Below are 10,436 nucleotides of genomic sequence, written 5' to 3'. Positions count from 1 at the left end.
GTGGCGGTCAGGCCTTCCTTCGCCTTCAAGGGGGATTCTTTCACATTAATCCGGCAGCGCAACGATCTCCAACGTTCCGAACGGCGGCCAACCCCGCGTTCCCGCTGGGAGTTGCTTGCGCGTGGCTGTGGGGCCGCGCGCCACCCGTGGCCCCGGATCAGCCGCCGCGACCGGGGTTTCGCAGCGTTGCCGAAAGGACACCCGGAATCTACATCAACTGGCGCGACAGCATACGAGCGGAAGGTGCGTGCGCCCGACCGTCAAGCGCGATGCCGGCGACCGGCGAGGCTGACGATCATCCGCAGTGCCTGTTCCTCTATGCCGGCGTGGCGGCCGGAAACGAGCCAGAGAACGACCAGCACGCTGGCGAAGATCACCGCCCCGGCAAGCACTTTCAGCAACAGAAGCAATGCAACGGGTGCGTCAACCAGCGGCGCGAGGACGGCGAGGATTCCGTACATTGCCAATCCCGCCAGACAAGGGCGCCAGAGCGCGCCATAGAGCCTGCCGATCCTGATCATGCAGGACGAGGAAACGAAGTGCAGCATCACTGGCAGCACCGCAATCGATACCGCCACACGCGCCATCGCCACACCCTCCATGCCCTTGAGATGCGCCGCCAGAAAGGCGATCGGCACCAACAGGGCGAGTTCCAGCCAGGTTTGCGCCGCTGACAGGCGGGTACGCCCCATCACCCACAAGGGCATCTCGAGCGTCAGGATCAGGGAAGAGAAGGCCCCGTAAAGCGCCAACCAACGCATGGCATCGATCGCCCCCAGCCACTTCTCGCCGAGGACCAGCGGCACGAACTCCGGCGCCACCGCCATCAGACCAAAGCCAACCGAGAAGCATAGTGCGGCTATTGCACCAAGGCTCAGGCAGAACAGATTCGCGAATTCGTCACGCGCGCCGGCCACCTTGGACAGTGTGGGAAACAGCGCGCGCCGCAGCGGCATGACCAGCTCGGAACTGGGCATCGTCGCCAGTTCATTGGCGACGTGGTAGCCCCCCATGACACTTGTTCCGAGCAGACGGCCGACGACGAACTCATCGGTCTTGCGATTGAGGTAGGTTCCAACACGGGAGATGATCAGCCATTGCGAGAATCCCCACATCTCACGCACGCAGGTCAGGCTGAGCCGCGGGCGGTAAGGATGCATCCGATAGCTCAGGATCAGCGCGATGGCGCTGCCGCTGGTCATGCCGATGGCAAGCGCCCAATAGTTCTCGAGATAGAAGGCCGCGCCGACGACTATCGCGAAGTTCGCCAGCTTCGTATACACGGTGAAGCGAAAGTCCTTGGCAAAATCGAGATCCTTGCGGAAGGCGACGACGCCAATGTTCTCGAAGCCACTGATCAACGGTCGCAGCGCGATCAGCTGCACGACGCTGACCGTGCGCGGTTCGGAGAAGAGCTGCCCCACCCACGGCGCAACCACGACCAGCAGCCCGGCGATCAACATCCCCTGGATGATCTGGATCGTCCACGCCGTATCGAAGTGTTCGCGGCTGTTCGCTCCGGGACGCATCAGGGCCAGATCGACACCGGCATAACCGACAGTCTCCAGCAGACCGACTGCAATCAGGGCTATCGCGACGATGCCAAAATCCGCGGGGGCCAGCAGCCGCGCGAGGATGACGGTGCTGACCAGGCCGATCAGACGTGCTGCCCATCTGGCGCCGACCATCCACGCCGACCCATGGACGAGCTGCCGACCCGTCGAAGGCACGTTCTCAGCGTTCGCCATCGCCGGTCAGGGAAGCACCTGCTCGAGGATGGTATCGATGCGCTGGCCGATCTCGCGTCCGTAGTTGCGCTTCAGGTACCTGAAAACGATGAGGTAGAGCGGCACTGCGCGACGGAAACTTGCGTAGGGCAGTGCCGACGCGGCACAGGCGCGCTGCGCGAAGAACCAGGGGGAGGCAGCCGGATCCTCGGTATCGCGGATCAGCCGTGCCGATGTCGCGCTCATGCCGGCGACGGAGAGGCTGATCATGAATATGTCGAACCCAGCCAGAGCCGTCGCACCATAGTCCTCCCAGTCGAACACCAACAGATCGCCGCGCGCCGCACCCAGATTGTTGAGTACGAAGTCGCCATGCTGCGGGATGTGCGGGATGTCCGCCCAAAGTGTGCGATCCACCTGCCCCAGATAGCGCCGGAGCGCGCTGCCGGCATCGCGGGAATCTGCCAGGAAGGCACCGGCCTCGGCCATGAAAAGGTCGTGGCTGCAGGCGTCGGCAGCGTCGAGCGAGCTGGCACGGGCGGTGGCAAAGAAGCCGATCAACTGCCCGAGCAGGTGCGCCGACCGGCGAGCAGAGTCCAGGTCACGCGCCCGGACGATGCGGTGCTCGCAGGCCGTCGCGACCAGCAGGCTCCAGCCATCGAGACGCAGATGGGCGAGCGGCCTCGGCGTGCGCTCGCGAAACCGGTCGTGCGCCAGGCGATAGCTGGCGAAGCGTTCGCTGAGATCGTAATGAAAGCACGCCTGGACGTGATACCAGGCATCCGTGCCCGGGTCCCAGACATCCAGTGCAATCGCCTCGCCGCGCGAGACCATGACGTTGAATACGAGCCTCGCTTGCGACGTCACGAACCCGCTGCTCACCAGCGCCTCGCGGACCAGGCTCAGCACGACCGGAACCCCCAATAGAAGAGGTATGGCTCGAAAAAGCGGTTGAGGCCCAGTTCGACGACCGCCCTTCGCAACAGGTATCCGGAAACGCCCAGGGAGTCGCGCGAAGACTCCAGCGCGTAGCGGAATGCCCGGCGCGAGGCTTCCACTTCGACGGCGGCAATGGTGCTCGGGGCCTGTGGGTGCGGCCACAGGTTGCACACCTGGATGTCACTGAACCCGGCGCTGAGCAGGGCGCCCTGGCATGACAGCATGCTCAGCGCCGCCACCTCTGGGGCATGCGGCGTCACCTCCCGCCGCCGCCAATGCCAGCTGCGCGGGCTGCTGCGGTTGCGCCCACAACCGGCGACCACCCCACCCGGCCTGAGAATCGACGCGATCCTGACCAGCCACTCTTCGGCAACCTGGCGAGGGTGTCGCTGCGGCAAGGCTGCCGCCAGATCATCCAGGGTGTGGTGCAGGATCACGAGATCGAAACTCGCAGCGGGGAAAGGCAGCGCCTCGTCGTAGGACGCCTCGCAGCCTTGCAGGCGGCCGATCATCGGAGTCGCGACCGGCGACCCACAGTCACCGCCAACCAAGCGACAACTCACCACCTGGCGGGCCGGCCACTCGCCGTCGACCACCCGTCCGTGATCCCGAAGGTACAACTCCAACACGCCTGCGCCAGCGACCATGGTCGGCAATTGATAGATCGCCCGCAAGCGCGCGCTTGCCAGTTCGTAGGGGCGCAGAGCCGTGGTACCAGCTGGCTCGCCGCAAGAACGCCGCTCCATCTCAGGCGCGACGACGGGCAACAAGAATGGTGTCAGGTGCCACCGGAGCCAGAAACCGATGGCCAAAGAGCGCCTCGCGGCGCAACGATCGATCATCCACGGTGCGCACTTGTCCCAGCATCCGTGAGCGGTAGAGCCAGGCACCGATCGGCAGGCTACTGACGACCTGAAAGCCGTTCTTGGCCAGCAGTCGCTGCAGCGCGTGGTGGGTCAGGTCCATCTCGCGTTGCCCGCCCGTCAGGCGATGGAAGAGTGCCGCCAGCGAGCGCGGATTGCGGTGATTGTTGAGGATCAGATAGCCTCCGGGCCTGACGAGGTCGGCCAGCACCTGCAGCACCTGCTGCCGCAGCGTCGGCTGCGCATTGCCGACGAACCGGAACGCCGTCGCCAGATCGAAAGAACCGAGATCGATTGCTGCCCTGGTCAGGTCAGCCTCGACGAAACGGACACCCGGACACCTCTGGCGCGCCGCAGCAAGCATGCTCGGCGACACGTCGACTCCAATGGTTTCGCGCGCGAAGGGGGCGACGGTATGGGTGATGCGAGCCGTACCACAGGCGAAATCGAGGTACCTGGCAATGCCGTCCGGAAAGAGCTGCGGCAGGATGCGCTGCAGATGGACGCGCTCCATGTCGCACATGTAGGCGTCAAATGGGTCTTTGGCCAGGTTGCGGTCATAGTTCCCGCCGCGTTCGATGTGGCTCGTCCGGTAATCGCCAATCGGCGTCGATTCACTGTCACTCATCACTCATCACCCGTTTTCCACTGTCGGCGCAAAGACCGCCGGCTGCGGAAACATACCGCTACCCGCAGCAACGATGGCGAGGTGCGGGATTCCCGTTGGCAGAGGCACCTCGTTCGTTCCTGCCTGTCAGCCGTCTAGCCGCGGCCAATGGCGCGCATCTCCCGCAGGGCGAACCAGTTGGTCACCGTGTAGATGCCGTTCCAAGTCAGCGAGAGACGATCGGAATCACCGTAGATCTCGCGAATGTCTTGCGGCATCGCGGCAATCCCTCCGGCTTGCAGACGGGGGCCGAGAAGCTTGAACTCATAGCCCCTGCGACCGTAACGCACCATGCGTCGCCAGTAGGCCCGGACATCGGCGAACCGCGAGATGGTGAAGGACTCGAAGATGAACCCGGCATCCGCACAGGGCGCGATCAGCAGGTCGTTCATCGGCTGTGACGGATTCAGATCCCATTTCACCAGTGCGCCCACCAGACCGTCGTCACCTTCGAGTCTGAGTGGGATTCTGACGCCGAGTTGCTGGCAACGTATCACGAATGCGCCACGCAGCGCGTACAGGTTGGCTACCAGCCCGCGCTCACGAAGCAACTCCTCGCGGTCATGGCGCATGCTGCGCCCGGATGCCGGCGGCACACCGACTGCCTGCGCCTGCGGTTCCGCCCGCATGGCCCGTTCCATCGCCGAGAAGGAGCCCGGGACGGCACGCGCGTCACCATCCATGAAGAAATAGATTTCCTGCCCGGCGCAATGCTGGGGAACGGTCTCATGGATGAAGACGTTCCAGGCGTTGCACTTGTCACCAAGCGCAATCGAGACGAGATGAACGCGCGGGTTCTTCCTGCCGTACGCGCGGACGATTTCCTCGGTGCGGTCGGTACAGCCGTTGGCCATGACGAACACTTCGAAAGGACCGTCCGGGTCGGCTGCAAAGATGCTCTCGAGGCACGAGTCGATATGCCGCTCCTCGTTGTGGGCAAGGACCATCACGGGCCAGCTGGCGCGCGACTGGGTCACCGTGCCCCGTTCACTGCTATTGACAACATCGCTCATCATCATCTCCGTCGTGACGATTGGAAACACATTTTCGATGCGCTGCCGCCACGCGTTGCAGCCGCTGGCAGACGTCCGCGACATCCCTGGCAGTCATGTCCGCATAGGCCGGCAGTTCGATCAGGCACTCGCCAGGATCCGGCGACCCTCTGGCCGAACAGGATGCGGGGGAATGCGTCGCGTAGGCGCGCCGGGTGCACACGGACTCTCGCCGCAGTTGCCGCTGGCACGCATCGAGTTCGACACCGGGCGGCAGGGAAACCATCACCCGCGCCAGATACCGTCCGGGCGAGAACTGCGGCATCCGCCATGGAGCGCCGGGCGCCGCCAACGCCTCGGCATAATGGCCGAGGATCCGGAGGCGCTGTTCGCGCCGCTGCGACAACGAACGCAGCTGCACCAGGGCCAGGCAAGCATCGAGGTTGGCGATCCCCGCGGGCACGAGTCCGTGCGCTCCGCCGCCAACAACCTGCTGCCGCAGGCGCTGCCAGCGATAGCTCAGCGATGCGGTGTACGATTCCAACAGGTAGTTCCAGCAAAACGCAACCAGTGCCCACAAGCGCCCTTCCGCCGGCGCCAGCCCTTCGACCCGCGCCCGCACGATGGGAAAGACTTCATTCTCATGGCAGATCAGGACGCCCCCACCACCGCTCTCGCCAGTCACGACACACTTGGACTGGGCGAAACTGAGCACACCGAAATCGCCAAAGGTCCCCAGCATGCGGCCGCCCACCGATTCCCCGACGACTTGTGCCGCGTCATCCACCAGAAACACCCTCGTCGCTCGGGCCATGCTCTCGAAGGTTTCGATCTTCGCCGGGCACCCATACATATGGGCGACGATGATCGCCAGCGTCCGGCTGCCAATCCGCTGCGCACACGCAGCGGGATCCAGGTTGAGGTCGGCACCGACATCGGCGACAACCGGCAGTAACCCGAGCGAGTCGACAACCTCGACGACGGCCGGGCAGATGAACGCGGGGATGATCACCTCGTTGCACGCCGGCCGCAACCGCATCAGCGCCTCCAGGCCGAAACGCAGTGCGGTACGGCCGGAATTGACCGGCAGGACATGCGGTACGGCCAACAACCTGGCGAGTGCGCCTTCCAGCTGCCTCGTACCGGGTCCACGGCGTATCCGGCCGCAGAGCATGGCTGCCAGCACGGCCCGCAACTCGGCCCAACCCCAATCGGCATAGGGCAGACGCTGGTACGACATCCCCTATCTCCACCCTGGCAGCAGCGTCTGACAGCGTGCGCGCACTCGTTCCCAGGTCAGGGCGCACCATGGCATCGGATCATTGGCCCGCCAGTAGGCATCGACGACGTCTGCCGCAGGCAGGGCATCCGCACGCCCCTGCTCTTCGGCCGACCATCGATCAACGATCGGATCGCGCCAGATCTTCGGTGGCTGCAGGTACTGCCCAGGCGGCAAGGAAGCGCCGGTTTCCACGCAGTAGGCGGCGAACGGGATGTTCACGCCATTGACCGTCGCAACCTCCTCCTGAAAATCGGTACGCCCGACGGTAGGCTCCACCATGTAGAAGCGTCCATCGCGGCAATCCCGCTTGTACTCCATGCTGCCCATGCCGACGAAACCGACCTGGCGAAAGAAGAGCGACGTCATGTCGCTCAGTTCATCATGACATTCCGGAGCCGCAATGCAGCTCGCCGTGCCACCAATCCGTGGTGGCCATGAGCGCAGCTTGCGGCCGACGAAGGAGGCCGCCGGGCGCTGATTGGCGGTGACGTACTGCAGACAGAAATAGATATCGGAATCAGCGCCCTCAATCCATTCCTGAACAACGAGGTCGGCGAGCACTGGTGCAATCTCGCGATAGCGTGCCGAAGCTTCGGCGGCCGATGCGACGACGTATGCCTTCTTGAAGCGGTCGCCGTAGCCATAATGCTTGAACGCGGGCTTCAGAACGCAAGGGAAGCGCAAGTCGCAAAGTTGCTCCAGATCACGCTCCGTCTGCAAGCGGACCGCTGCCGGAACCGGGCTCCCACAGTCGATCGCCAGTTTCTGGAACCCTTCCTTGTGCATCAGATTCGCCAGTGTCTGCTCCTCGGGCAGGGTGATGAGGTAGTCGGAAAAAAGCTCCTGCCGGCGTTCCGAGACCGAACTGACCGATTTCTCTTCGGTCAGGAAGAGAACCGGTCTGGCCGGCAGGCTTGCGGCGATCGACTTGAGTGCGGCGATCAGTGCTTCGCCTTCCATCTCCCTGACGACATGGTGCCGTGCATGTCGGCTATGCCAGGCCGGGCCACTGCCGCTGGACACCAGAATCATCGGAACTCGCTGCGCGGCCAGACTGCGCACGATTCCGAGGGCGTTCAATCCACCGCCAACGATCACCGCCGTTGCCTTCGTCATGGCCCAGCCTCCCTGTCGGCGATTGACGGCTGCCGCTCGGGTCGCAGGAGAGCCAGCGCTTCGTCGATCCCCCTGCGGTTGAACAGCGAGCTTGCAGCCAGATAGGCGACGGCACCGAGCAACGCCAGCAGCAGCAACGTCGGCAGTGGCGGCAGGGCGAGGTGTTCACGAGCCAGAGCGACACAGCCGTACATGACGCCACTGGCCAATGCCGATCTGCCCAGCGCGCCAATGACTTCGCCCAGATGCAGATCGAGATGAGGAGCGGCACGCACCAGATTCGCAAGGAATACGCAGGGAAAGGCGAGGACCCAGGACAGGGCAAGGCCAATGAGGCCAAACTGGCAGCCGACGATGAACGCCAGGCACATCACGACGGCGGTGGCACACGTGTTCCTGAAGCTGACGTCGGCGCGACCCACCGACTGCAGCGCGGCGTGAACGATCGGCCCAAGGACGCGCAATGGCATGATCAGGCAAAGCAGCATCAGGGGCAGGCCGGCACCATCCCAGTTGGAACCAAGGAGCCCAGCAACGATTTCCGGGGCAACACTCGACATGCCCCACATGACTGGAAAGCTGATCAGGCTGATGGCACGCATGCTCTTGAGAACATAAGGATTGACACTGCCGCCCTCACGCTTCACCTTGGACATCGCGGGAAAGGCCACCTGATTCAGGATCGACGCGAGTCTCGAGGTCGGCAACGACGCCAGATCCATCGACACCGAGTAAAGGCCCAGATCATGTCGTCCCAGCAGCTTGCCGACGATCAGGGAGTCAGCCTGTGAATAGAAATGGTACACCACCTGGTTGGCAGCAATGTCACGCCCGAAGCGGATGATCCGGCCGCTGCCGCTGAAGTCGAACAGCGGCAGACCCTTGTAGGGTCGGAGCAGATTGTAACCGGCAGCACGCAGTGTCGCCATGAGCACGCCGCCCCAGGCCAGCGCCCAGACGCCGTGTGATGTGTAGGCGAGGCCCAGGGTGAGGAGCGATCCGGCCAGGCTGGAGCCGAAGTCCACGATACTGCGTCCACGGTAGGCCATCTCCCGATGCAACAAAGCCCCCGGGATCACTGCAAAGATGGCCGGAATGAATTGCAACGCCACCACTTGAATGATCGTCTGCAGGCGCGGCTCACTGAAGAAGATCGCCGCCAGTGGTGCGATGACGAGCGCCAGCAGGGCGAACACCCCCAGGTTGGCGAGGAGGGTGACGCCGAAGACCTGACGCATCTGGCGATCGGAGATATCTCGCGTCTGGATCAGGCTGGAACTCAGGCCGAGTTCTGCGACCAGCGCCAACAGGCTGGAAAAGATGGTCGCCATGGCCATCAGGCCGTAGTCGGCCGGGAGCAGGAAGCGCATGACCAGGATGGTGATCGCCCAGGAGGCAATCTGGCTGGCAAAGCGCCCGATCACCGTCCACCGCAGTGCGGCGAGTACCTGGCTGCGCAGACTCATCGAACGTAGCCCCGAGCCGTTCGACCACCGCTCCGGCAGACCAGCGAGAAAGCTGGCGTCGGCTCCTCGCGTGCGACCGGCATCGGCGGGCCATCTGGCAGGCCGAGCCGCAGTGCAAACCCGGGCAGCGATGCCACGAGCGTGCAGGCTTCTTGCCGGCACTCAGCGCTCATCGCCTTTGCCGCGAAGGGGAACATCCACCGACGCTTCCAGCAACTGCGAATCGACGCAGAACTTGGCTGCCCAGTTGAGATACTCGAATCGCCCGTACTCCCCGTCGACAGGATAGGAGCCGCGCACTCCGCCCACCACGTCGGGGTTGCCACTCAGGTGAACCGTCCGCCGCACGTAGCGGTTGGCACGCCGCGCGGCATCGAGGTAAGCGGCCTTGCCGGTCATGCCGAACAGAAGAAGCCAGCAGGCGGCAATCTGGACGTTGCCCGTCAGGCACACCCAATCGACTGTCGGCCGCCAGTTGCGGTCCAGCTTTCCGGGCAGGCGCCCGTCGTCCTCGATGACCTTCAGCAGCGCGTCGGCCGTCAGCGTGGCGGCTGCCAGCAGGTCCGCCTCGCCCGCGAATCGATAGGCCTCGATGACGCCACGCAAGACGTATCCGATTGTGTGGGTATGTGGTTCCGCCGGCGATGACAGGCTGTTGCTTGCAAACCAGCCATTGTCCATCTGCTTGCCGATCGCCCAGCGCACCTGCTTCAGTCCAGTCTCGGCAAACCCGAGACCGGGCTCGATCCGTGCCGCCTCGAACAGGCCCCAGGAAACGTGTGTTTCGTAGGCCTTTTCTCCCGGGCTGGCGAAGGGCGTCGCGTGTTTCCGCCAGCATCCATCGGGATCCAGCGAATCACGCAACCAGCTGCCGGCCAGCACCATCGGCCGCCGATAGGCCTCGCCAAAGCGTTGCACTCCGGCAGCCAGACCAAGCAGAATCTGGCCCGTGTTGAACGTCACCGGAACCCGCTCGGGGGCGTCGACCTTGCCGCCCTGGAAGCCTCCCTCGGGAAACTGGATCGACACCAGCCAGTCCAGCATCCGCTGCGCCCGGTCGGCCAGGGGCTGATCGTTGGTCCGTACCGCAAAGTCGATCAGGGTCGGCACGATGTAACCGGATGTTTCCGGGTAGGAACTGGCCCACCCTCGGAGCAGGCTGAAATCGCGCGCCGAGCCACCATCTTGGTAGGCGGACTTGTCCTGCGAGCGTTTCAGCCACTCGATGCCGGCCTCGGCGACCGCCAGAGGACCCGCGTCATGCTCGGGTAGCCCGGCACGGTCACGCTGCAGTTGCTGTCGGGCCGCATCCGGCAGGCGGCGTTCGTCGATGTAGCGCGCTTTGAAACCAGAGGCAATCTTCTTCAGTGACATATCGGTTTGC

General features: G+C 64.1%; 9 protein-coding genes. All 9 read right to left on the bottom strand.

Features of this window, described 5'->3' with window-relative positions:
• Window positions 1-260: 260 nt before the first annotated feature.
• The gene (locus NFW30_RS12010) at window positions 261-1,748 is read right to left on the bottom strand and encodes a lipopolysaccharide biosynthesis protein (protein ID WP_295355593.1); all 1,488 of its coding nucleotides are present in this window, start codon (window positions 1,746-1,748) and stop codon (window positions 261-263) included.
• A 6-nt stretch (window positions 1,749-1,754) separates the two neighbouring features.
• Window positions 1,755-2,636 (bottom strand): hypothetical protein, encoded by an 882-nt coding sequence (locus tag NFW30_RS12005; protein WP_295355595.1) that lies wholly within the window; start codon window positions 2,634-2,636, stop codon window positions 1,755-1,757.
• Entirely contained in the window at window positions 2,630-3,412 is a 783-nt protein-coding gene (locus tag NFW30_RS12000; protein WP_295355597.1) for a class I SAM-dependent methyltransferase, read from the bottom strand. Before NFW30_RS12000 ends, NFW30_RS12005 begins: the two co-directional genes overlap by 7 nt.
• A 1-nt stretch (window position 3,413) precedes the next feature.
• Window positions 3,414-4,157, bottom strand: coding sequence for a class I SAM-dependent methyltransferase (locus tag NFW30_RS11995; RefSeq protein WP_295355599.1), 744 nt, complete (start codon window positions 4,155-4,157; stop codon window positions 3,414-3,416).
• A 134-nt stretch (window positions 4,158-4,291) separates the two neighbouring features.
• On the bottom strand, window positions 4,292-5,209 hold the full coding sequence (locus tag NFW30_RS11990) for a glycosyltransferase family A protein (RefSeq protein ID WP_295355601.1): 918 nt from the start codon (window positions 5,207-5,209) through the stop codon (window positions 4,292-4,294).
• Window positions 5,190-6,428: a DegT/DnrJ/EryC1/StrS family aminotransferase gene (locus NFW30_RS11985; RefSeq protein WP_295355603.1), complete on the bottom strand. Its 1,239-nt coding sequence runs from the start codon at window positions 6,426-6,428 to the stop codon at window positions 5,190-5,192. Before NFW30_RS11985 ends, NFW30_RS11990 begins: the two co-directional genes overlap by 20 nt.
• Before the next feature lie 3 nt (window positions 6,429-6,431).
• Window positions 6,432-7,586 (bottom strand): FAD-dependent oxidoreductase, encoded by a 1,155-nt coding sequence (locus NFW30_RS11980; RefSeq protein ID WP_295355605.1) that lies wholly within the window; start codon window positions 7,584-7,586, stop codon window positions 6,432-6,434.
• Window positions 7,583-9,052 carry a lipopolysaccharide biosynthesis protein gene (locus tag NFW30_RS11975; protein WP_295355607.1) on the bottom strand — a complete coding sequence of 490 codons (1,470 nt, stop codon included), beginning with the start codon at window positions 9,050-9,052 and terminating at the stop codon, window positions 7,583-7,585. Before NFW30_RS11975 ends, NFW30_RS11980 begins: the two co-directional genes overlap by 4 nt.
• A gap of 162 nt (window positions 9,053-9,214) precedes the next feature.
• Entirely contained in the window at window positions 9,215-10,426 is a 1,212-nt protein-coding gene (locus NFW30_RS11970) for a hypothetical protein (RefSeq protein ID WP_295355609.1), read from the bottom strand.
• Window positions 10,427-10,436: the final 10 nt, after the last annotated feature.

It is taken from the genome of Accumulibacter sp. (assembly GCF_023806635.1).
Taxonomy (GTDB): Bacteria; Pseudomonadota; Gammaproteobacteria; order Burkholderiales; family Rhodocyclaceae; genus Accumulibacter.
Note: the sequence above shows the minus strand (reverse complement) of the source record. Positions and strands in the feature narration are given on the sequence as shown.